This window comes from Pseudoselenomonas ruminis (genome assembly GCF_008271295.1).
GTDB classification, from domain to species: domain Bacteria; phylum Bacillota; class Negativicutes; order Selenomonadales; family Selenomonadaceae; genus Selenomonas_A; species Selenomonas_A ruminis.
On the sequence record NZ_VTOY01000001.1, the window covers coordinates 730,667 to 752,609 of the forward strand.

Here is a 21,943-nt window from a genome sequence, read left to right on the forward strand (position 1 = left end):
CTCATCTCTCCTTAACCACAAAGCGATATTTTCCTTTTCCCAAACCATGCACGCTCTCAATCAACTTTGCTTCCAACATCTTTTTAAATAATGTTGTGGCGGGACGTTCTGTGATTGACAAAACTGACAGCACATCGCTACGGCTAAAAATCTTTTCCCTGCCAAAAGCTTCATACAAGGCAACAATATTATTTTTCGTCCTCTCAGTTCCTTTGACTGTTTTCAGCAACACCAATAGGCTGTTATTCGACTCAATGTGCTGTTCAATGTGCTGTTTTTTCAATGAATGTGCTGTTTCTGCCTGCCAATCCACATGCAAATAGCGATTTTTCAGCACATTGGACGCACCCAACAGTAAGTTACACATCGCCACAAGGCCCCGAAACGCCACTAAATTTCAGCCCTCCTGCAATACCTTGAGAAGCTCTGCCAAAGATTCTTCCGTCTCTCTATCTTGACAAGTCAAATTTGTTGACATGTCAAAAAGTTCCTTGGCCGTCTGCTGAATGTCAGCGTCAATCGACTGCATCTCTGCACATACAGCTTTAAGGTCAACTTCCGGCTCCGGCTCGCTGGTATCCACATAACGGGGAATATTGAGGTTGTAGTCATTTTCCTTGATTTCTTCAAAGGTGGCCAGATGGGCAAACTTGTCCACATCCTTGCGCTCATCATAAGCCGCCATAATTTTGTCAATGTGCTCCGCATCCATAAAGTTCTGGGCCTTTTCCTTGCGGAACTCTTTTGACGCATCAATAAAGAGCACATCACGGCTCACATGGTCTTTTTTCAGCACGATAATGCAGGTCGGTATGCCCGTGCTGAAGAAAATCCCCGCAGGCAGGCCGATAACGGCGTAAATATTGCCATCTTCCAGCAGGTGCTTGCGGATTGTGCCCTCCGCCGCCCCGCGGAACAATACGCCATGAGGCAGGATAATGCCCATGGTACCGTTTTCCTTCAGATGATAAAAGCCATGAAGCAAGAAGGCAAAATCCGCCTTGGACTTCGGCGCGAGCTTCTCATACCGCTGGAACCGCGGGTCAGTCAAAAAGCCTGCCGCCGCACTCCAATGCTGGCTATACGGAGGATTCATACACACACCGTCATAGTTCGTCGGCTCCTCCGTCGGCCAGTCAGCCCCCAGGGTATCGCCATTGCGGAAATGCTGATACTGGAAGGGCACATTATGCAGAATCATATTCATGCGGGCCAAGTTGTAGGTGGTATGAGAGATTTCCTGCCCAAAGAACTGGATGCCATTGCGGCAGTCCTCGTTGATATAACTGCGGGCATGCAACAGCAAAGAACCAGACCCCATGCACGGATCATAAATGGAAAAAGCAGGTTCCCCCTCCTTGCCTTTGGTTACAATACGCGTGATAAGCTCCGAAACCGCCTGTGGCGTATAGAACTCCCCCGCCTTCTTGCCCGAGCCAGCGGCAAACTGGCCGATCAGATATTCGTAAGCATCCCCCAAGGCATCCGCGCCATACTGGGTGAAATCGATATGAGCCAGCTCCTTCATCACATCGGAAAGCATGGCATTGCGCTTGGCTGGCGTAGTGCCCAGACTCTTGGAGTCAATATCAAAGTCCTCGAATAAATCCTCATAAAGCTTCTGCCCACGGATGGCCTCGCCGCCCTGCTCAATATCCCGCATGGCCTGACGCAGATGGTCGGTAGTAAAGGTCTTGTTGTTGATTTCATTATATAGCGCCGTAAAAGTATACTGCGGCTCAATGGCAAAGCTGTAATTCTCCTCCAGCTCCGCCTTCAAATCCTCCCAGTCCTCGCTCTGCCGCGCTTCCTCATAAAGACGCTGCGCCTCGTCAAGACTCTCAGGCTTGCGATCCTCCAGCAAATCCACCACCGCATAAAGCTGACGGTCAGACAGATACTTGTAGAAAATCATCCCGAGCAAATAGTTTTTATATTCATCCGCACTCATCGTACTGCGCATAACATTAGCCGCATTCCAAAGTGCCTGGTTAAGTTCCTGTGATGCCATATATAATACCCTCCCGCGTCCATTTTTCTTGAGCGTCATCTTGGACGTCACCTTGAGCGTCATTCTTTAAGTAACCCAAGCATATAAAGAGTCGGCCACATGGGTATGGCCGACTGTAAGTCTTTCGGCTGGTTTCCCAGCATCTATTATTTTATCATATTTTCACACAACTAAACACCGAACTTCTCCGAACTTTCTCCGAACCTCTTGACCGATGATATCATAGCTCAGCCTCTTCATCCATGGTCTCGAGCAGGAAACTCACGGGGCGGAAGCCGTCGTTGCAGGAAATCATAGCTGACCGAGGATTCTTCATCCAACCATCGTAAAAGTCCTTGGCACCATGCGCGAGAGCCATAACAAACGGCGACATGGTTTCCCAGGCGCTTTCACACAATCCTTCTGGCCGCTGCCAGCCGTTGGCGATGAACACGGCACCTTTCTCCATATCGCAGGCGTGCTCGATGGGATTTTCGTACTTTTCCATCAAATCCAGATAACAAGCCTTACGCACAACAGTTATGAGTACCTTCTTCATACCACCACCTCCTGATTTATAAAAATTCTAATGGCATTTAATCCACAGCATCGTAAGCGCCATAGATACGCTAAGAATCTATCATAACATCATTTTTGTCTCATTAGCCATTTATAAGTTTCCACAGCTGTATCAAACTAAGCATAATATCTTCATAGGATATTTTGACGGCATAGGTATATTTTTTCTGATATGATTTCCATAATGCCATCAGAGTATTGTCCTGTTGTATCTTCATAATTACTTGCGGAGCATCTTGACGAAGATTTTTGGGGTTTCGTTTCGCACAGGTGGCTATGAATGCAGCTTTGAGTGTAGCGATGTCTATTTTATTATAGTAAATCCTGGAAAGTTCATACAAGTCGTAAAAGTCTCTCATCCGTGTATTCAGCAGGCCACGGGCTAGAACTGTCTGGATTTTTTCGGATAACAGTGTTTCCAGGTTATACGACCACAGCATAATGGAACGGTCTTCTAGAAGCAACTTATACTGATGGTGTATTTCGCGAGGAGTGATTACATCACCGGTGGAAATGTCAATTTTCAATGGAACAGGCATAGTCCATGGTAGAACGCAAAGCCACGCCAATAAGTGATGTTACGAGTATGCCGCCTTTGATGATGAAGTTGTCCCGATAATCTGAAGCAGCGATTCTTTCCAAGAATCGCTCCATCATGAACAAGCGCATGGGCGTGCGAGCATCGGCGTGATGCTGGCTGGCAAGATTTTTTAGTCGTCCTTTTAACTGGGCTGAAGTGATTTTCGTTACAAAAGCACCTCCATATACTGACGTATCAGTTTTTCCACGCGAAAAAACGAAGCATAAAACATCAGCTTGTTTAAGTCCCGATCAGAACGGCGGGTGTAGTTTTTTATGGCAGTCTGGAAGTCCTGGATTTCAAAACTGCTCCGATTGCGTACAAGGTCGCAGATGGTTCTCTCCAAGTCGTAGACGGGAATCATGTGTCCAAAGGAGTTTTTATATTCTGTCCGACCAATGTTAAGTAATTCCTTTTTTACAGTAAAGACCTTTATTCCAGACGCTTTGAGTTTTTGGGTATTGTAGCCAGAATAGATAGTTATAGTCTGTTCCATAGGTTCACGGTCGATGAGCTCATGGTAGAAAAGTGCCTCATCATGAGAAAAAACGGCTTGTGGACACCGCTGGTGCAAAACAAAGGCACTGTCTCCCCAGGCTTCAGGGGAAAGATATACTCCCTGTGCGACTTTCTCAAAGTGGTTATCCGCAACAAAGCGATAAAAGCGGTCCTTTTTTATACCACCACGAATGGCTTTTTGGGTCAACAGGAGCCCCGATTCATCGATAAATTGTGCAATTGCTTTCATATCACCACCAACTTTCGTGCTTATATTATATATAAAATAAGCACGAAAGTCGATAGTTTTACCACCATTTATCGCTCTGCGCTTGGCTGTCATCGCACAAAAATGACCGGTCAAATTGACATGTCAATGACATGTCAACCTGACCGGTCAGATAGTTAACCGCAGGGTTAATTAAAACTCTTCGCTTTTGCTGGCGATTTTTTCCTGGACGTAGGCGATGAAGTCATCAATCTTCATCGTCGTGCTTTCCTGTACACCGCGTTTGCGGACAGCTGCCGTCTTATCAGCAACTTCCTGGTCGCCGACAACGAGCGTATACGGCGTCTTCTTGACCTGGCTCTCACGGATCTTGTAGCCGACTTTTTCGTTGCGGTCGTCGACTTCTACGCGCAGGCCGAGGTCAAACATTTTCTTCTTGAGCTCATAAGCATAGTCAGCATGTTTCTCCGTAATCGGCAGGATGCGGACCTGTACCGGCGCGAGCCACGTCGGGAAGGCACCGGCATAGTTCTCGATGAGGATGCCGATGAAGCGCTCAATCGAACCGTAAACGACGCGATGCAGCATGACCGGACGATGTTTTTCGCCGTCTTCGCCGACATACGTGAGGTCGAATTTCTCCGGCATCAGCATGTCGAGCTGAATCGTGCCGCACTGCCACGTACGGCCGATGGAATCGCGCAGATGGAAGTCGATTTTCGGGCCGTAGAAAGCGCCGTCGCCTTCGTTGATAACGTATTTGAGGCCGCGGTGCTCGAGCGCGTTGCGCAGAGCTTCCGTTGCGCTCTCCCAGATTTCGTCGGAGCCCATGGAGTCTTCCGGACGCGTGGAGAGCTCAGCCGTATACGTGAGGCCGAACGTGCTGTAAACTTCATCGAACAGGTCAATCGTATGCTGGATTTCCTCTTCAATCTGGTTCGGCGTGATGAAAAGATGCGCATCGTCCTGCGTGAAGTTGCGGACGCGGAACAGGCCGTGCAGTGCACCCGAAAGCTCATGGCGATGGACGATACCGAGCTCGCCGAGACGCAGCGGCAGGTCACGGTAGCTGTGCTGATGGGATTTGTAGACCAGCATACCGCCCGGGCAGTTCATCGGTTTTACTGCATAGTCTTCATCGTCGATTTTCGTGAAGTACATGTTCTCTTTGTAATGATCCCAGTGACCGGAAGTCTCCCAGAGCTTGCGGTTCATGATCATCGGCGTCTTGATTTCCTGGTAGCCATAACGGCGATGAACTTCACGCCAGTAGTTGATGAGCTCATTGCGGACAACCATGCCGTTCGGATGGAAGAACGGGAACCCCGGGCCTTCCTCATGCAGGCTGAAGAGGTCGAGCTCCTTGCCCAGCTTGCGATGGTCGCGTTTGGCTGCTTCTTCGAGCATGTGCAGGTATTCATCGAGGTCAGTCTGTTTCTCGAAAGCCGTACCATAGATGCGCTGGAGCATCTTGTTCTTCTCGCTGCCGCGCCAGTAAGCACCAGCAACGCTCTGGAGCTTCAGAGCCTTGACCTTGCCCGTCGATACGACGTGCGGGCCAGCGCAGAGATCCGTGAACTCGCCCTGCGTGTAGAGCGTAATCAGCGCATCTTCCGGCAGGTCATTGATGAGCTCGACTTTGTAGCTCTCGCCCATCTCCTCGAACATCTTGAGGGCATCAGCACGGCTGACTTCCTTGCGCTCGAGCTTGAGGTTCTCTTTGACGATTTTCTTCATTTCTTTTTCGATATCCTTGAGGTCAGCTTCGCCAAGCTGTTTGTCCATATCGATATCGTAGTAGAAACCATTGTCGATAGCCGGGCCGATAGCCAGCTTGACGTTCTGGTCTTTATAGAGGCGTTTTACGGCCTGCGCGAGGATATGGGATGCCGTGTGGCGAAGTGCCCAGCGGCCGTCAGCGTCTTCAAACGTCAGGAAATCGACCTGGCAGTCCTTCGTCAGGACCGTCGTGAGGTCTTTCGTCTCACCATCTACTTTAGCAGCCAGGACTTTCTTGGCCAGGCTGTTGCTTACTTCTTTGACGAACTCAAGGATGCTCTTGCCTTCCTCGACTTCGCGGACTGCGCCGTCTTTGAGCGTAATCTTTAACATGAAAAACCCTCCTTAAAATAAAAAAGCTCCGTCCCGAAATAGGGACGAAGCTAACGCATCGTGGTTCCACCCAAATTGCTCTCCTGCTAAAGGAAAGCCACTCAGTCTTTGATAACGGAAAAGTCTCCGGCCCGGCTTACACACCCATAGGCTTCTGCGGGGCAGCTCCGAAGTGGTGGCCGCAGCTGCTATCCCGGGATGCTCGCACCAAATGCATCCTTCTCTTAGAGACGCTTGTCTGCCGTCGTGTCTTCGTCTTTGCTTTGATGTTCTTTATTATAGAAGTCCGCTCCGCCACTGTCAAGGGATTTGCCGATTATTTTTCGGCTAATTGTGTTCCCTCGGTATTTCGTATAACGGGAACCTGAAGCTGCTGCCCTACCCGCAGATTGCTGCCATCGGGATTTAACCCATTCACTTCGATAATCGCCTGCTGCAATTCCTCGGCCCGGCTCTCATTTTCCGTGTAGCGGCGGGCCAGGTTCCAAACACTGTCGTTCTGTTTGACCGTCACCGTATCGAAGTCACTGGAACGAAGGTATTCATTCGTCAGCTGAAACGGCGATACAACGGCGAACAGCAAAAAAGCAACGGCAATCCACAAAATTTTTTTCTTCATCACAGAAAACCTCCTAAGCCACAACACATTAAAACATTCTTTCTGCGAACGTGTTTTTGTCAAATTCATGTTCTTATCTTAGCACAGAACATTTATTCCTGCAATAGTTTTGGCGAACATTTTTTCTCTTGAAGCTGTTTTTCCCCTTTGTTAAAATAAAAGTGAGCTTGACAAGTCAACGACAAGTCAAGGTTGACTTGTCAATTTGACTTGTCAATTTTCCCACAGAAAGGAGCGTCCTATGAATATTCATGGTGCTGTCATCATTGAGCAAGGCGTCACGTTTGCCGTCATTGCCGTCAAACAATCGGTGACCATGTACACCACCCGTCTCATTAAGACACGCCAGGAACTTTCACAGTTCTTTCCCAACATGCCCATCATCCTCATGAGTCAGGATAATAACGGCACCCCACATTATTACGGACGAAAAGATATCGTAGACTTTCTAAAGACAATCCGCGTCGACCAGATTCCCTGGAAAGTCTATCATCTCTATTGATTAGGAGTTTTCATTCATGAATATTCTTCGCAACATTGTTCACATCATTTGCTTTATCGTGCTCATGGTCACCGCTGATGTGGTCTGGACCAACATCAAAGGCTACTATGCCGAGCGCAATTTCAAAATCTGTGCGGCTTACTTTGCTGGCGGTATTATGGTCTTTTGCCTGCTGCTTGGCATCAGCACGGCCGCCAACACCTATTTCCGTTAAATTGCCGAAAGTGAAACGCTGTTTCAAGTGTTTCACTTTTTTATTGCAATAATTCAAAACAAACTACCAAGATACCCCAAACGTATTGAAACGATAACAAACGCTATGTTATAGTGGATTTGTCTTGAACAGGAATCAAAATTGGAAAGGAAGATTATTATGAAAAAGATTGTTTTGCTTTGTGCTGCTGGAATGTCTACGAGCATGCTGGTAAAGAAAATGCAGGAAGCGGCTGCAGCCGAATCCTATGAATGCTCAATTGCTGCCTATCCGACTTCCGAGGCAAATGCCAAAGCCTCCGATGCTGATGTCATCCTGCTCGGGCCACAGGTCCGCTTCCAGAAAAACAAGATTGCTGAACTCTGCCCGGGCATTCCCGTCGATGCCATCGACATGCGCATGTACGGCCGTATGGACGGCGCCGGCGTGCTGAAATATGCCAAGAGTCTCATGGCGTGAGGTGACCACCATGGAAGGACTCGAACTTACAGCATTTCAGATTATCTCCTCGGTAGGCTCGGCGCGCAGCTGCTACATCGAGGCAATCCAAGAGGCCAAACAGGGGAATTTTGATAAGGCCGAATCATTGATTGCCGAAGGTGACGACATGTTCGTGGAGGGACATGACGCCCATGCCAACCTGCTGACCAAAGAAGCACAGGATGGTCCTGGCAGCACGCTTTCCCTGCTGATTCTCCACGCTGAGGACCAGCTCATGAGTGCCGAAGGCTTTAAGACCATCGCCTTAGAATTTATGGATGCCTATAAGCGCATCGAAACGCTCGAAGAAAAAATCAACAACAGATAAGTGAGGTACTACTATGGGTTTCCCAAAAGGATTTTTATGGGGTGGTGCCGTTGCGGCCCATCAGCTCGAAGGCGGCTGGCAGGAAGGCGGCAAAGGCGTCAGCGTTGCCGATGTTATGACGGCAGGCCGTCATGGTGTCCCGCGTGAAATCACCGACGGTGTCATTCCGGGCAAAAACTACCCGAACCATGAAGGCATCGACTTCTACCATACCTATAAAGAAGATTTGGCCATGCTCGGCGAGATGGGGTTCAAATGCTTCCGCACCAGCATTGCCTGGACACGCATTTTCCCTAACGGCGACGAATTGGAGCCGAACGAAGAGGGCCTCAAATTCTACGATGACCTCTTTGATGAAATGCATAAAAACGGCATGGAGCCGGTCGTCACCCTCTCCCACTTTGAAATGCCGTATCATCTGGTCAAAGAATACGGCGGCTGGCGCAACCGCAAGCTTGTCGATTTCTTTGTCCGCTTTGCAGTGACCTGCTTCAAACGCTATAAGGACAAAGTCAAATTCTGGATGACCTTCAACGAAATCAACAACCAGCGTGAAGTCAACGTTCCGTTCATGGCGTTTACGAACTCGGGCGTTCTCTATCAGGACGATGAGGATAAATACGCCGTTCTCTATCAGGTTGCGCATCATCAGTTTGTGGCCTCCGCCAAAGCAGTCATCGAAGGCCATATCATCAACCCGGATTTCCAGATTGGCTGCATGCTGGCTATGGGCCCCTGCTATCCGGAGACCTGCAACCCGGCCGACCAGCTGGCCGCTATCAAGGAAATGGACAAGAGCTATTTCTTCGGCGATGTCCAGGCCCGCGGCCATTATCCGTCCTATATCCTCAAGCTCTGGGAAAACAAGGGCTACAACATCGACATTGAAGAGGGCGACCTCGAAACGCTCCAGCAGGGAACGGTCGACTACTTTGCCTTCAGCTATTACATGAGCTCGGCCACCTCCGGCGACCGCAGCCGCTTTAAAGAATTGCAGGGCGGCTTCTCCACGGGTATCGACAACCCCTATCTCAAGAAATCCGACTGGGGCTGGCCGATTGACCCGCTTGGTCTCCGCATTATGCTCAACACGCTGCAGGAGCGCTACGAACTGCCGATGATGATTGTCGAAAACGGCATTGGCCTGCACGAGGAACCGGACGAAAACGGGCAAATCAACGACGATGCCCGCATCGCTTATTTCAAAGCCCATATCGAGGAAATGAAAAAAGCCATCGATGAAGACGGCGTTGACCTCTGGGGCTACTGCCCCTGGGGCCCTATCGACCTCGTCTCCGCCGGAACGGGCGAAATGGAAAAGCGCTATGGCTTCATCTACGTGGATAAAGATAACGAAGGCCGCGGCACACTCAAACGCTTCCGCAAGAAATCGTTCAACTGGTACAAAAAGGTAATCGCTACGAATGGCGAGGACCTCAGCAACGATTAACCCAACCGCTTCATTCCTGGTTGCAGAAAAAAGGCGAAACAACGTTACAATTGTTTCGCCTTTTTTATTATTATTCTTAAAGCATCGTCTCAACCTATCGCCAATCCGTTGAATCAATAGCAATCGCCATGCTATAGTAAGACACATCAAGGAATTATTCATCCCATCAACTGGAAAGAGAGGATTAACATGACAAAACAAGAACTCTTTGACAAGTTCGTCGATTTCATGGGACGCTTCGCCGAAATCCGTGCGGTAGCAGCCCTGCGCGATGGCTTTATCATGACGACTCCGTTTACGGTCTGCGGCTCGGTATTCCTGCTGCTTGCCAATCTGCCGATTCCAGGCTACCCGGAATTTATGGCGAGCCTGTTCGGCCCCGACTGGACGGCACCACTTAACGCCGTAGCCGGTGGCACCTTCAGCGTGCTCGCGCTGATTGTTGTTCTTGCCGTCACCTACAAATATGTAGAATCTGAGGGCTGCGATGCCATCATGGCCTCCATTCTCTCGCTGTCCACTTTCCTGATTTTGCTGCCACCGTCGCTTACCACCAAAGCCGGGGAAACCGTTGGCGACATTATCCCGAAGGCCTGGGCTGGCAGCAACGGCGTCATCACCGCTATTCTCGTAAGCTTTGCCGCCTCCTGGGTGTTCTGCTATTGCGAAAAGCACCACATCGGCATCAAGATGCCGGATGCCGTTCCCGGCGGCGTTGCCAAAGCATTTGAAGCGCTGACACCGGGCATGGTGCTCTTCACGGGTGCCTCCGTCCTCTACGGCATCTGCCATTATCTCGGAGCTACGACACTGCCCGAGCTCATCTTCAAGATTATCCAGACCCCGCTGCAGGGCCTTTCCGATACGCTGGTCGGCGGCTCGATTATCGAGGCGCTCGAGAGCATCCTGTTCTGGGCTGGCATTCACGGCCCGAACGTCGTCGGCGGCGTCGTAAGCCCAATCCTCATTGCCAACTCCCTCGACAACCAGCACCTGCTCGACATGGGCATGCAGCTCGCGGGCAATCCCGATGCGAAAATCATCACCTGCCAGGTCGACTTCATGGTCAAGACCGGCGGCTGCGGCCTGACGTTTGGCCTGCTGATTGCCAGCTGGCTCTCGGCAAAATCCTCGCAACTCAAATCACTGACGAAACTTGCCACGGTCCCGGGATTCTTCAACATCAACGAGCCGATTATCTTCGGCCTGCCGATTGTCTTTAACCCGTACCTGTTGATTCCATTTGTACTTGTGCCGCTGATTGCGCTCGTCATGACTTATGCCTCGATTGTCATTGGCTTCATGGCACCATTCAGTGCCGTACAGGTTCCCTGGACGGCCCCGCCGATTATCGCCGGCTTCCTCCTGAACGGCTGGCAGGGTGCTGTCGTACAGCTGGCGACGATTGTCATGTCAACGATTGTCTATTACCCGTTTGTCCGCATGCAGGACAACGCCATGCTCAAAGAAGAACAGGGCCAGTCCGAAAACAGTGCTGACGACGGCCATTCCGAAGAGATGCAGCACGAACCGCAAACACAGCTTTAACAGATTTTTCCTTGGCAAACTTTGTGCTATCGCGTTATAATAAAGGCAGTACATAAAGGAGTGTTGCTATGTTTCGTTCCGTTTATATCTTATGGCCGGGCGACCCTTGCCATATGCCAAAACTGCTCTTTTTGCGCGTTGCGCTTCGCCATATCTGGCTTTTGCATCTCTTTATCCTGTCCGTGACTTTTATCGACCTGCTTCAGGTGGGCTTGACGGCCGGAACCTGGATAAATCTCGTGCTCGTTGCGATAAATGCCTTTGAGCTTCGCAGTTCCTACCGCCGGGAAAAACACCGCTTTATCGGCCTGTTCCGTCTGGTCGAGCAAAACGATATCCAGCAGTGGCAAACCAAGGATACGCCGCGCAAAACCGTTAACGAACTGTCCGTTATAACGATGAACTGCTACTTAAAAGCCGTCGACGATTTTGAAAAGCATTACGAACAGGACCGCAGCCGCCAGTCCATTGAGATGTTCACCTCTATCCTGATCATTTTCTTCACGATTTCGTGGCTGTTAAAATACTTATAAAAGCAAAATAGGCTTAGCGCCAGTGATTAATATACTGGTGCTAAGCCTATTTTTTCTTTTCTGTTAAAGCGAAGCGGCAAAATCCTTGCCAAGCTTCTGGCAGGCAGCTACGCCATCGCTGTCCGGCGCATTTTCAATCGCCAGACCATCGCCAAAGAGTTTGGCGCCATCGTTTTTGACACGGTCTTCCCATTCCCGCATCCAGGCACCGCCGCCCCAGCCATACGAGCCAAACAGCGCCACGGGTTTATCTTTGAGACTTCCCTCCACCTCTGCAAAGAACGGCTCATAGGTCCCTTCTTCCAATACCTCATCGCCCATCGCGGGGCAGCCAAAGAGCAATCCATCGTACTGCGCCAGCGTTCCGTTATCAAACTGCTCCACCTCAAACAGTTCCACCGAATCGCCGCCGGATTTTGCCCCTTCGGCGATTGCCTCAGCCATTGCCTGTGTATTGCCCGTTCCCGACCAATAGATAATTGCCATTTTTTTCATTGTTATCCTTCTTTCTATCTCTTTGCTGCTCATACTGCGCGAACAAGTTCTTCAAACCGGCGGCCCTTTTCAAGTTCCAAACAGAAATTCTGGGAACAATCCGTGTAGAGGTCAAACAGCGCTTTTGTCCGCTGCGCATTTGCATAAACTTTCCAATAGCCGCTAAAGGCGTAGTTCTGGCCCTTGTTTTCAATAAACCCGGCCACATCATCCGGCGGATACCCAAGAAAAAGGCCGACCTCATGAGGAAAGGTCTTCCGTACCTGCATCCGGATTTTCAAACGTTCGAGCAATTCATCGAGCGTATCCTCACGCCGATACCCGAAACGCTCCAACAGCTTCATAGCCTTTGGCTGATGAAGCGTACGCCACATTGCCTCCTCACGGTAGAACAGCAGCAGTACGTATTCTTCTCCTTCCGATACCCGGAATACCGAAATTCCCTTGCAGCGGAAACAGGGCGCATACGACTCGAGCAGCGCATCAAAGTCATCAAAACTGCTCTTGCGGAACGAAACCATATTCGCCGCCTTAACGCCCCAAAGCATCGGCGCCGCATGCATCCCCATCACCTGTTCAAAATCTTCTTTGGCCAAACACTACCACCTCTTTTATTTTGTTGATACACATTCTCAACTACAGTTTTATTATAACGCGAACTATTCTCAATTGCAATAAAAAAAAGAAACCGCCATGACCCACACGTTTTGTGCTGTGTCATAGCGGTTTCTTTTACAAAATCAAACAGGAAATTCCTCTATCAGGTCTAACATCCCGCGAATCTCGGCATGGCCGTTTTCCAGGTAAAAGAGCCCCATCTCCCAACCATTCTTATCATATATATCCATGATCTGCGGCATAATCTCCCGCACCTTGGCCAGCAGGGCATCATCCTTAACCACCTTGGCCTGGCCATCGTAACGCAGGAACTCATCGCCAGCCAGCGCCAATACCTCTACCTTCGGATTGGCAACCAACTGCTTATAGACATTCTTGAAAGTGCCACAACCAAAGTATAGCTTGTCATCCACCAGCATATGGAAGCCAAACGGCCGGCCCTTCGGCTGCGTTCCATCCGTAGTCAGAAAATAGAAGGTCTTAGCCTTATCCAAAAATTCCTTTACCTTTTCTACATTTGACATAATAGAAAACCTCCTTATCTCGAACTACTTTAATTATAAAGCGGATATGGATTTGATACAACTGTAATCCTGCCATCTCCCCTATCATCGTTGAAGCAAATCCGCCGGTTTCACCAGCTGATGCCTGTACCGCTTGCGGCCCTTTGTCTGCTCACCATAATTGATAGCCTCAGTAGGACAGATATGCAAACAGCCCAAGCACTCCACACAATCCTGCTGCCAAATAGGCTGTCCCTGAGGGCGCAGGATATTTCCCTTGGGGCAAATCCGCTCGCAAAGCCCGCAGGACGTACACACTTCCTTATCGCACTGAAAATTTTCTGCAATTTCCTGCTGTCTTGCCTTCCACTTATCATGATAACCTGCACAGAATTTCCTGAGCAGCTGCCAGGTCTCATGCTGTTCCCGGGTTCCGATGGCACTGGCGATTTTCTTCAGCTTCCGCTCTGCCAGCCACGCTCTCACCGCTATCTGCCAATCGGCTGCAATATCACGCCAGGGAATATAGTTGGACACCAACCGCACATACCAGGCAGCCTGCAGCTGCTGATTCTTTTCCTGCAATATCTTTGCCGCATCCACAAAAGGCCTGCCCCAATAAGGCACACCACAGGTAGCGATGGCAAAAATATACGGAGATTCTAGAATCGTAAGCTTATGCAAAAACTCCTCCACCTGCAATGGCAGACCGAAGTAATGCATCGGAAATACAAAACCTACACAATCTGCCTTGGCCTCCGGCTTATCCTCCTGTATGGCTTGGACGATGGAACGTATCTCAACACCATTAATAGCCTGCTGTAATTCCCGGGCTACATACAAGGAGTTGCCGGTTGCCGAATAATAGTAAATTACCGTACGAATTTCTCTCACCTCATTTTACCGATTCATTTATACCTACGGATATTATACCTCTGCCCGTTATTTCTTTCTACCTTGCCTGAAATCCCCGACATTCATGACGGTCACTGGCACCATCGGCAAATGCCTTTGCTAGTAAATCCGTATTGCCTCCCTTTCGGTTGCTGCCCACCAAAATCACTATCCTGCTCATTCTAAGCCCTCCCATCATCCGCAAGCTATACCAAATAGCAAACCTGATATTTAAATAAGGATTTTACACCTTCCCCCCCTGCGTCAACAATTGAAGTTTTCCGGTAAAATTTGCCATAAAGGCTATAAAGCTGGTTGCCCTTTGCTTCCCTCACCGCATCCGTACGAAGTATACCTGCCCCCTTGAAGAGCTTGTCGCTGTATTCATAGATAAACTCCATGCCATCCATAAGCCGGATGCGTTCCAGCCCTTCTCCATTGTCAATGGATTCGGCGCAGTATACCAGCGGCCCTCTTTGTACAGCCAGCCGTCCAATGTCTTCCCGCACTTCCGGTGCTGCCTGATAAAGGGTGGCCTCCATGGGAACTTCCAAAGTAATCTTGTCATCCTTATGCCAGTTCCTGCGCACTGTTACATAGCCATTTTGCTTTTCTTCCTTTATTGCACTGCCATTTACGGCAATCTTATAAGTCTTTGCCCAGGAGGGAATCCTCAGGGCTATCCCGTATCGGCCATCCGCTTTGGTGGCCAGCTCCACGTTGCCTTCCCAGGGAAACTGGCTTCTCATGGATAGTTCCACCGTTTTATCGCCCAGGGAAATCTCTGCTTCAGAACCAACATACAAATCCACATAGACGGTATCATCACCGACTGTATAGATATACTCATTGAGCGAACTGATCAGGCGGGCCAGGTTTTCCCTTAATCGCCCGGATGCTATCCTTGATGGGAATCCGTTTGATCTTCTCCACATTCACTTCTCGCAGATTTCGGAAAGCTACAAATAAGAGCACCGCGGCAATCACGCCGAAAAATGCCAGTGTCATGGAAAAGCCCAGCTGGTCATTGCCACCACCAAAGTAAGCCACCAAAGGCAGGGTGAAGGTCATGCAGATAAACGCCCCAACATTGCCCCCCACCATGCGAAAGGTGTTGAGAACCACTCGTTCCTCCGAGTTATGGGACAGATTCGGCAATATGGAGGTAATCGCCGTCTGTATCCCTGTGTAGATAACACCCGCCGCAATATAAGTAACCGCTGCATAAGCCACCTTTGCCGTACCGCTTAAATCTGGCGTGGTAAAGGTCAGCCACATAAACACGGCAAAGGGCACGCACAGCCATAGAAAGTATGGTCTGCTCTGGCCGTACTTGGTTTTCGTATGATCTACGATAAAGCCCCATAACGGCGCATCAATGGCATCCAGCAATCGGGTTGCCAACAGCAGCGTACCGGTAACAGCTACGGACAAGCCAAATACATCCGTATAGAAATAGAGCAAAAAAGACCCGATTATACAATATAGCAGGTTCCCACATCCATCCGTAAGCGCATAACTTAAACGGCCCCGCAGTTCTGTTTTCCCCGTGACCTTATCCTCAGACATTAAAACTCCTCCTTCCGATTCTCCAAAATAAAAATTTTGACGCGTCTTCTTCATGCTTTTATTATAAGTTCCCATCCCCTTCCGAGATAGTCAGTCCGTTTGCGACTTATAGGAGAAAATTGACCACAGGAGGTAGTCCGAAAGGTATCTAATCTTCTCGTGTCCGCCCCTTCCCTACCTGATTGTCGGCGGCATGTCCACTTTTCGCAGTGGCGACCGCCATCTCCGCCGAACGCTTCCCCATACCTTTGACCTCATTTACGTTCACCAGGGAGAACTCTTCATGGAAGAAGACGGCCAGCAGTTTACGGTTACCACAGGACAGTTCCTCATTTTGCCGCCCAACAGGCTTCATCGGGGCACTAAAGCCTGCCGTACCGAAACCATCTTCCACTGGCTGCACTTTTATACTACCGGAAGTTTTTCCTGCTCTGAGACCCCAGTCCGCGATTCCAATGTCATCCAGAAAAGCTCCCAGCAGTTTGAAAAGAAGCCCTTCCACATCTCACTGCCCCAGTACGGAGCCATCCTGAAAGAACTTCAGCCCAACATGCTGGACATCATGGAGCAAATCACCCAGGTTCGCATCGACCGCAAGGAAAACAGCAAACGCTTTTCGGATAACACCATTCCCCAATTAAAACTCCAGCAGCTTTTCTTCACCCTTCTTGCCTACATTGGCGAATCAAGTGCGGAAATACAATCCCACGATGCAGCAGCCGAAATCTTTGCCTTTCTGAACGATCACTACAAAGAAAACCTTTGCCTTACCGATATAGCCGAACACTTCTCTTTCCATCCATCATATGTGATCCGCCTCCTGAAAAAACGCTATCAGAAAACACCGGGGCAGATTATCCAGCAGCTGCGACTGGAAAAAGCCGCTCAGCTTCTCATAACCAGCAATTCATCCATCCAAACAATCGCCTACGAGACCGGCTTTAACGATGGCGGCTATTTCACCCGGCTTTTCAAGCGGCATTATGGCGTAACACCTCACCAATGGCGCAATCGATAGTTTTTTCATCACTGCGTCCCAATAAATTGACATATGTCAAAAAGTCATGCTATAATTTCATTAAGACATATGTCAAAAAACGGAGGCTAACGATGAGCAGACCATTAAAAAAACGCCGTATCGGCGGGCTCCCCCCCTGCACACATTTTGTTCCGCAGGAAGCAACGGAAGCACCCGAAGTTACCATCTCACTAGAAGAATATGAGTGCATCCGTCTACTTGATTACCTGGGCATGACCCAGGAAGAATGCGCCAAACAAATGGGAGTAGCCCGCACAACGGTACAGGCTCTTTATCTAGCAGCCCGCAGACGCATCGCCGGCTGTCTGGTGGAAGGCCGCCCATTGGTCATTCGCGGCGGAAATTTTGAACTCTGCCCGGCTTGTCAGCACAGCCCCCATCCAGTCCGAGCAGCTATGCAGAAAGGAAGTAACCAACCTATGAAACTTGCAGTTACCTATGACAACGGCCAGATTTTCCAGCATTTTGGCCACACGGAGACCTTCAAAGTTTATACCATTGAAAACAATGCGATTCAGGAATCCCATGTAATTTCCAGCAACGGTGCCGGCCACGGTGCTTTGGCTACCCTGCTGCAGGAAGAAAACATCAACACCCTGATTTGCGGTGGTATTGGCGGCGGTGCTCAGAACGCACTGGCTCAGGCAGGCATTACCCTGTATGGCGGTGTTCAGGGTGACGCTGATGCAGCGGTACAGGATTTCTTAGCGGGAAAACTGGCTTACGACCCGGCCGTTCACTGCGACCATCACAGCCACGGCGAAAGCCATAGCTGTGGCAGTCATGGCTGCGGCAGCCACAGTTGCCACTAATACCAACGATAAGACCCAAAGGTGCCCGACGATTTTGTTTGGGCACCTTTTTTGCCAAGCGAATAGTTTTAGGAGGTTTTACTATGAAAGCGGATTGTGCCAATTGTCACTCCCATGCCTGCTACACAAAAGGAACAAACTGCACCGGCATCGACCGGGAAACGATTCTTGCCGCCTACGATGAGGAAGAGCGCCGCATTATGAAAGCTGCTGCCTATGTCGAGGGAACCTTCTACAGCAACATCACCCGTCTGCAGGAAACAGCGGAATTTGCTAAAGCCATGGGCTATAAGAAGCTCGGCATGGCCTTTTGCATCGGTCTCAACGCCGAAGCCCGCTATATTGCCCGCTACTACGAGCAACAAGGTTTTACCTTTTACAGCGTCTGCTGCAAAAATTGCAGTTTCAACAAAAAAGAGCTTGGCCTAAAACAGGTCAAGCCCGAACTTACGCATGAAGCCATGTGCAATCCAAAATTCCAAGCCAGGATTCTAGCGGAAAAAGGCACAGAATTTTTCATCTCCTGCGGCCTCTGCGTGGGACATGATACCATATTTAATGCCAGCTGCCCCGGCCCTGTCACCACCTTAGTGGTAAAAGACCGGCTGCTGGCCCACAATCCTCTGGGTGCCATTTATTCCCGCTACTGGAAGCGGAAACTGGGAATTATGGATGAGGACGAAGTCTGAAGTCATTCATAGCCATGCTTTTGCAGCTGGAACGCCAGCAGCGCCCGTATGCGCTGTTCATCGTCTACTGCTAAAACCTTCATCGGCACCACCTCTTGGCATCATTTGCATTCAAACCGGTATTTCTGCTCTGCCTGGGGATATTTCGCATGATCCACCTCGCTCATGAACATGGCTAGCGGCCGGCAGAATATGCCATAGTCCCCATAAAGCGCCTGATACACGCAGTACAGCTCCTCCGTTTCGGTATGGATCACCGGGCAGGCGATGATCTTGTAATCGTTGTGTTTGAAATGCTGCCATATCTCGCCCGCCTGCGGGATTGGCCGCCCATATTGTTTATCCATCGGTTTCCTCCATAATCTTTTTCAGCAATCCTTCCAGTTTTGCCTGGTACTGTATATTATCTTCCACGGAGCGCTTCCGTGGCCCTTTCCAATGGCTTTTACTCGAGGCACGACGTGCCTTCTTCCCCAGATGGCGTTCCATCAGCAGCCGCTCGATATTTTCATTGGTATACTGCCAGCCATTCTGGTGAATAGCATACGCCTTCTTGCCCAAAGCCATGGCTGCCACTCCATAATCCTGCGTAACCACCAAATCGCCAGACCGGCAGCAATTGACCAGTGCAAAGTCCACCGCATCGGCTCCTGCGCCGATTATCTTTACCTCGCTATAAGCAGACTGCAGGATGTGATTGGTATCGCATAGCAAAACCACTGGCACCGAATATTTTGCCGCCACTTCTTCTGTTTCCTTGACCACCGGGCAGGCATCTGCATCGACAAATATTTTCATAGCGAAGCTCCTTGTCTTGGATTTGCCAGGGCCAGCTTTTCTGCGGCGGTGGTGTTGCCGCCCAGCAGGCTGCCGCTGCGCATATTATCGGGATCAACCACGATGAGCAATACCCCAACGGTGGCCAGAACCACCGACAACAAGCGGCTGAGATTGAACCGCTCATGGAGCAGCAGACAGCCAAAGACCACCATGAACGCCGGGGTAGCTGCTGTTATGACAGACCCCATTTGCGCAGAAGTCAGCATAGTGCCGGATTCCTGGGTGACAATCGACAAAGTGTTTCCCGTAAGGGCCGAAAGCAGGAGCAGTTTCCAGTCCTTGCGCTCGATCTTCCACGAGATTTTTTGCTGGTACATGAGAAATACCAAGGGGATAAGCGCCACACCATACCGCATCCAGACCAAGGCCACAGGCGTAATAACCCCTGTCGTCAGCCGGACGGCGATGAACATGGCGCCCCAGATACTGCCCGCCAGTGACAACAGTACCGAGCCGATAAGCAGATTACGCAATAGATCCCTCCTCCTTTGTTCCTCGATTATAACGCGTTGCTGGTATAAAGTAAATCCAGCCCACAGAAACAGCCGGCAGGTTGACCAGTCAATTTGACCAGTCAACCTGCCGGCTTACAGAGAACTGCCACGAGCAGATATCACGTCACGCCGCCCCCGCACATCCACATTAAAAAGCCCGCGGAATCTTGCCGGCGTCAGGCCAGCCAGGCTGCCCCGGTATGCCCGCAGTCGAAGAGGAACTTGCTCTCCGGGGTCTCGACGTAAAAGGAAAGGCCATGCTCCCCCTCCAGTTCCCAAGGCGTTTCCTCCACCCAATCATCAATCAGGACCCTTAACGTATATTTTGCTTCATATGCCATGACAAATGCCTCCAATGGTAAATCAATATGTACACATCATAAAGCATACGCCCAAAGCTGTCCAGCTCAGGACTTCTGCCACCCGCGAATATCTTTGCTTTTCTCTTCCCGCTTCATTCCACTCCCTAACATCGCTATGCAGATCCTGCCAAGGGTCCAGGCAAGATTCCTGCCTCAGCTGATTTGACATGTCAAAAAATCAAATCTCGGTTGACAGCCATCAGCCTATTTGCTAAAATCAATACTCGTATCGGACGGCAAGCAATCGCCTGCTTGCCAGATAAGGTGTCCATAGACACCAGAACGGGTTATTCAGGCCAGATAAGATCGCATTCTTATCTGGCCTTATTTTTTTTCGAAAGGATTTTAAACACATGCTAAAAGGTTATCTTCTGCTCGCCATCGCTATCGCCCTGGAAATTGTTTCCACCTCTATGCTGAAAGCCTCCTGCGGTTTTACCAAACTAATGCCCAGCGTTGCTTTCATAGCGGGAATGGGAACCTGTTTCTACATTTTTTCCAAATCCTTACTGTTGCTCCCCCTGGGCTTGCCCTGGGGATAATCCCCCTCATGGTACCACTGACATCTCAAGAAATGGTCTGTCCCAGCTTAAAAGCCTGCTGCAGGCTGTCTCCCTGCCGAACGTCTCCTTTTTCCTTGGCACCGCGCACCAGCACCGTACCGCCATCCTCTAAGTTGAAGAAGTTCAAGACCAGCTTATACTGCATGAGGATTGCATCAAATAGTTCCGGCAAGGTCGCGGCGCCAACCAGAATCATCGCCAATTTCCTGATATTGAACGCATCACGCCGCGGATTGTGCAGCCGGTCGATAATCGCCTTCAACTGAGCGCTAACCCCATAGAAATACACGGGCGAAGCAATGACCAAGATATCTGCCACTTTGAGCTTGTCATAAATCTGCTGCATATCATCCTGCTGAAAACAGGGATTCCCTTCCTTTTGGAAACAACTGTTACAGCCAATACAGGGCCCCACCTTATAATCGGCTACGGATATCAGCTCTACCTCATGACGGTCACTGGCACCATCTGCAAAGGCCTTTGCCAGTAAATCCGTATTGCCGCCTTTTCGATTGCTGCCCACCAAAACCACAATCCTGCTCATTCTAAGTCCTCCCCTAAAATATTCATAATCCTTTGCCTGCCGTCAATGGCACCTGAAACAGGCCATGCTGATTGCAGTAATAATACAGCTTACGAATATTGCTCCGCTTAAACCTGGCCTCAGCTACCCCTTCCGGGTAGAGTTTCTTTAGCTCATATCCATCCTCTTTGACAGCTGCCACAAACGATATGTAATGTTTCTTATCCATACTGTGATTCACCGCAACATAATATTCATCTTCCATAGGTTCTACATGAATGGTATGCACTGAATCAGGTGGCTCTGCTTCCACAGGCGGCAGCATTATGCCACAGCAGCTGATGGCAGCCTCCCCCGTTGAGAGGATGACATTTCCACAGATGGGGCATACATAAAGCTTCACTCTTTTCATGTTAAAGCATCGGTTTGTATTGCTTATGCTTTCACCAGCCAATAACTCCGTGACAGAAAGCTGCAGTGCCCTGGCCAAGGGTTCTAACAGGGCTATATCCGGATACCCACGCCCCGTCTCCCATTTCGATATCGTTTTATCGCTTACATTGAGCAGTTCCGCTAACTGCAACTGCGTCATGGTGCTTCTTTCCCGAAGCTTTTTGATGATACTGCCAGTTACATATTGATCCATGTTCATCCCTCCTTGCCCAATATCATATAATGGGTTGGGGATTTATCCAACCTACGGAAAGTATAGTATTTTCACACCAATCACCGGCCACTCTGACGCAAACGAACGCTTCTGCCAGCTGACCTAAATTGAGCCCAATATTTTAAGTGATAATTTTACACCCTTACCTATCATACGTCAACAATCGCAGGGCTTCTGTAAAGTTTGACACCCCCAAAAGCACGCTCCTTTGGA

The 21,943-nt window shown here is 49.7% G+C and carries 32 protein-coding genes; 11 read left to right on the top strand and 21 right to left on the bottom strand.

Going from position 1 to position 21,943, the window contains the following annotated elements; translation table 11 throughout:
- Position 1: 1 nt before the first annotated feature.
- The 8 genes from FZ040_RS03290 to FZ040_RS03320 form a co-directional block, all read right to left on the bottom strand.
- Positions 2-391, bottom strand: coding sequence for a hypothetical protein (locus tag FZ040_RS03290; protein ID WP_149170677.1), 390 nt, complete (start codon positions 389-391; stop codon positions 2-4).
- Between the two features lie 6 nt (positions 392-397).
- A complete protein-coding gene (locus FZ040_RS03295; RefSeq protein ID WP_149170678.1) occupies positions 398-2,011 on the bottom strand; it encodes a type I restriction-modification system subunit M in 1,614 nt (537 codons plus the stop codon).
- 220 nt (positions 2,012-2,231) lie between these two features.
- Entirely contained in the window at positions 2,232-2,549 is a 318-nt protein-coding gene (locus FZ040_RS03300) for a TIGR04076 family protein (protein ID WP_149170679.1), read from the bottom strand.
- 103 nt (positions 2,550-2,652) lie between these two features.
- Positions 2,653-3,108: a nucleotidyl transferase AbiEii/AbiGii toxin family protein gene (locus FZ040_RS14330; protein WP_369407132.1), complete on the bottom strand. Its 456-nt coding sequence runs from the start codon at positions 3,106-3,108 to the stop codon at positions 2,653-2,655.
- Entirely contained in the window at positions 3,086-3,211 is a 126-nt protein-coding gene (locus FZ040_RS14200) for a hypothetical protein (RefSeq protein WP_255448712.1), read from the bottom strand. The genes FZ040_RS14330 and FZ040_RS14200 overlap by 23 nt, the downstream gene beginning before the upstream one ends.
- A 104-nt stretch (positions 3,212-3,315) precedes the next feature.
- On the bottom strand, positions 3,316-3,897 hold the full coding sequence (locus FZ040_RS03310) for a type IV toxin-antitoxin system AbiEi family antitoxin domain-containing protein (protein ID WP_149170680.1): 582 nt from the start codon (positions 3,895-3,897) through the stop codon (positions 3,316-3,318).
- A 171-nt stretch (positions 3,898-4,068) separates the two neighbouring features.
- A complete protein-coding gene (gene thrS, locus FZ040_RS03315) occupies positions 4,069-5,988 on the bottom strand; it encodes a threonine--tRNA ligase (protein WP_149170681.1) in 1,920 nt (639 codons plus the stop codon).
- 316 nt (positions 5,989-6,304) lie between these two features.
- Positions 6,305-6,607, bottom strand: a complete 303-nt coding sequence (locus FZ040_RS03320; protein WP_187620218.1) for a LysM peptidoglycan-binding domain-containing protein — start codon at positions 6,605-6,607, stop codon at positions 6,305-6,307.
- Positions 6,608-6,848: 241 nt separating this feature from the next.
- Between FZ040_RS03320 and FZ040_RS03325 the strand changes: the two genes are divergently transcribed.
- From FZ040_RS03325 to FZ040_RS03355, 7 genes are all read left to right on the top strand, one after another.
- Positions 6,849-7,109 (top strand): hypothetical protein, encoded by a 261-nt coding sequence (locus tag FZ040_RS03325; RefSeq protein ID WP_033171075.1) that lies wholly within the window; start codon positions 6,849-6,851, stop codon positions 7,107-7,109.
- Between the two features lie 16 nt (positions 7,110-7,125).
- Positions 7,126-7,323, top strand: coding sequence for a hypothetical protein (locus tag FZ040_RS03330; protein WP_149170683.1), 198 nt, complete (start codon positions 7,126-7,128; stop codon positions 7,321-7,323).
- A 159-nt stretch (positions 7,324-7,482) separates the two neighbouring features.
- Positions 7,483-7,782: a PTS sugar transporter subunit IIB gene (locus tag FZ040_RS03335; protein WP_149170684.1), complete on the top strand. Its 300-nt coding sequence runs from the start codon at positions 7,483-7,485 to the stop codon at positions 7,780-7,782.
- 10 nt (positions 7,783-7,792) lie between these two features.
- Positions 7,793-8,131 carry a PTS lactose/cellobiose transporter subunit IIA gene (locus tag FZ040_RS03340; RefSeq protein ID WP_149170685.1) on the top strand — a complete coding sequence of 113 codons (339 nt, stop codon included), beginning with the start codon at positions 7,793-7,795 and terminating at the stop codon, positions 8,129-8,131.
- A 13-nt stretch (positions 8,132-8,144) separates the two neighbouring features.
- Complete coding sequence (locus tag FZ040_RS03345; RefSeq protein ID WP_149170686.1) at positions 8,145-9,581, top strand: 6-phospho-beta-glucosidase; 1,437 nt, start codon at positions 8,145-8,147, stop codon at positions 9,579-9,581.
- A gap of 189 nt (positions 9,582-9,770) precedes the next feature.
- On the top strand, positions 9,771-11,129 hold the full coding sequence (locus FZ040_RS03350) for a PTS sugar transporter subunit IIC (protein WP_149170687.1): 1,359 nt from the start codon (positions 9,771-9,773) through the stop codon (positions 11,127-11,129).
- A 68-nt stretch (positions 11,130-11,197) separates the two neighbouring features.
- Positions 11,198-11,662, top strand: a complete 465-nt coding sequence (locus tag FZ040_RS03355; protein ID WP_149170688.1) for a hypothetical protein — start codon at positions 11,198-11,200, stop codon at positions 11,660-11,662.
- 63 nt (positions 11,663-11,725) lie between these two features.
- Here FZ040_RS03355 and FZ040_RS03360 read toward each other — a convergent pair whose 3' ends face one another.
- The 7 genes from FZ040_RS03360 to FZ040_RS14210 all read right to left on the bottom strand — a co-directional run bounded on the left by FZ040_RS03360 (position 11,726) and on the right by FZ040_RS14210 (position 15,741).
- Complete coding sequence (locus tag FZ040_RS03360; protein ID WP_149170689.1) at positions 11,726-12,157, bottom strand: flavodoxin; 432 nt, start codon at positions 12,155-12,157, stop codon at positions 11,726-11,728.
- A 29-nt stretch (positions 12,158-12,186) separates the two neighbouring features.
- Positions 12,187-12,753 (bottom strand): DUF3793 family protein, encoded by a 567-nt coding sequence (locus tag FZ040_RS03365; RefSeq protein WP_149170690.1) that lies wholly within the window; start codon positions 12,751-12,753, stop codon positions 12,187-12,189.
- Positions 12,754-12,897: 144 nt separating this feature from the next.
- Entirely contained in the window at positions 12,898-13,299 is a 402-nt protein-coding gene (locus FZ040_RS03370; RefSeq protein WP_149170691.1) for a pyridoxamine 5'-phosphate oxidase family protein, read from the bottom strand.
- 84 nt (positions 13,300-13,383) lie between these two features.
- Entirely contained in the window at positions 13,384-14,172 is a 789-nt protein-coding gene (locus FZ040_RS03375; protein WP_149170692.1) for an EFR1 family ferrodoxin, read from the bottom strand.
- A 58-nt stretch (positions 14,173-14,230) separates the two neighbouring features.
- The gene (locus FZ040_RS03380) at positions 14,231-14,353 is read right to left on the bottom strand and encodes an NAD(P)H-dependent oxidoreductase (RefSeq protein ID WP_222930934.1); all 123 of its coding nucleotides are present in this window, start codon (positions 14,351-14,353) and stop codon (positions 14,231-14,233) included.
- Between the two features lie 25 nt (positions 14,354-14,378).
- Positions 14,379-14,984 (bottom strand): glycoside hydrolase family 127 protein, encoded by a 606-nt coding sequence (locus tag FZ040_RS14205; protein WP_187620219.1) that lies wholly within the window; start codon positions 14,982-14,984, stop codon positions 14,379-14,381.
- Positions 14,985-15,018: 34 nt separating this feature from the next.
- Positions 15,019-15,741 carry an MFS transporter gene (locus FZ040_RS14210; RefSeq protein ID WP_187620220.1) on the bottom strand — a complete coding sequence of 241 codons (723 nt, stop codon included), beginning with the start codon at positions 15,739-15,741 and terminating at the stop codon, positions 15,019-15,021.
- Positions 15,742-16,024: 283 nt separating this feature from the next.
- Here FZ040_RS14210 and FZ040_RS03395 point away from each other — a divergent pair, with 283 nt between their 5' ends.
- The 3 genes from FZ040_RS03395 to FZ040_RS03405 all read left to right on the top strand — a co-directional run bounded on the left by FZ040_RS03395 (position 16,025) and on the right by FZ040_RS03405 (position 18,281).
- Positions 16,025-16,759 carry a helix-turn-helix transcriptional regulator gene (locus FZ040_RS03395; protein ID WP_369407133.1) on the top strand — a complete coding sequence of 245 codons (735 nt, stop codon included), beginning with the start codon at positions 16,025-16,027 and terminating at the stop codon, positions 16,757-16,759.
- A gap of 92 nt (positions 16,760-16,851) precedes the next feature.
- On the top strand, positions 16,852-17,592 hold the full coding sequence (locus FZ040_RS03400; RefSeq protein ID WP_149170696.1) for a DUF134 domain-containing protein: 741 nt from the start codon (positions 16,852-16,854) through the stop codon (positions 17,590-17,592).
- An 83-nt stretch (positions 17,593-17,675) separates the two neighbouring features.
- A complete protein-coding gene (locus FZ040_RS03405; RefSeq protein ID WP_149170697.1) occupies positions 17,676-18,281 on the top strand; it encodes a DUF1847 domain-containing protein in 606 nt (201 codons plus the stop codon).
- A 101-nt stretch (positions 18,282-18,382) separates the two neighbouring features.
- Here the strand turns inward: FZ040_RS03405 and FZ040_RS03415 are convergent, their stop codons facing one another.
- From FZ040_RS03415 to FZ040_RS03430, 4 genes are all read right to left on the bottom strand, one after another.
- The gene (locus tag FZ040_RS03415) at positions 18,383-18,628 is read right to left on the bottom strand and encodes a DUF1653 domain-containing protein (protein ID WP_074514564.1); all 246 of its coding nucleotides are present in this window, start codon (positions 18,626-18,628) and stop codon (positions 18,383-18,385) included.
- Positions 18,621-19,079: a YaiI/YqxD family protein gene (locus FZ040_RS03420; protein WP_075428214.1), complete on the bottom strand. Its 459-nt coding sequence runs from the start codon at positions 19,077-19,079 to the stop codon at positions 18,621-18,623. The genes FZ040_RS03415 and FZ040_RS03420 overlap by 8 nt, the downstream gene beginning before the upstream one ends.
- Positions 19,076-19,594 (bottom strand): DMT family transporter, encoded by a 519-nt coding sequence (locus FZ040_RS03425; RefSeq protein ID WP_255448713.1) that lies wholly within the window; start codon positions 19,592-19,594, stop codon positions 19,076-19,078. Before FZ040_RS03425 ends, FZ040_RS03420 begins: the two co-directional genes overlap by 4 nt.
- Positions 19,595-19,791: 197 nt before the next feature.
- Positions 19,792-19,956, bottom strand: coding sequence for a hypothetical protein (locus tag FZ040_RS03430; RefSeq protein ID WP_187620221.1), 165 nt, complete (start codon positions 19,954-19,956; stop codon positions 19,792-19,794).
- Positions 19,957-20,330: 374 nt separating this feature from the next.
- On the opposite strand from FZ040_RS03430, the gene FZ040_RS14335 reads away from it, so the two are divergent.
- The gene (locus FZ040_RS14335; RefSeq protein WP_149170699.1) at positions 20,331-20,519 is read left to right on the top strand and encodes a DMT family transporter; all 189 of its coding nucleotides are present in this window, start codon (positions 20,331-20,333) and stop codon (positions 20,517-20,519) included.
- A 25-nt stretch (positions 20,520-20,544) separates the two neighbouring features.
- Here FZ040_RS14335 and FZ040_RS03440 read toward each other — a convergent pair whose 3' ends face one another.
- Together FZ040_RS03440 and FZ040_RS03445 are read right to left on the bottom strand one after the other, a co-directional pair.
- Positions 20,545-21,084 (bottom strand): flavodoxin family protein, encoded by a 540-nt coding sequence (locus FZ040_RS03440; RefSeq protein WP_149170700.1) that lies wholly within the window; start codon positions 21,082-21,084, stop codon positions 20,545-20,547.
- Positions 21,085-21,106: 22 nt separating this feature from the next.
- Positions 21,107-21,709, bottom strand: a complete 603-nt coding sequence (locus FZ040_RS03445) for a helix-turn-helix domain-containing protein (RefSeq protein WP_149170701.1) — start codon at positions 21,707-21,709, stop codon at positions 21,107-21,109.
- Positions 21,710-21,943 lie beyond the last annotated feature (234 nt).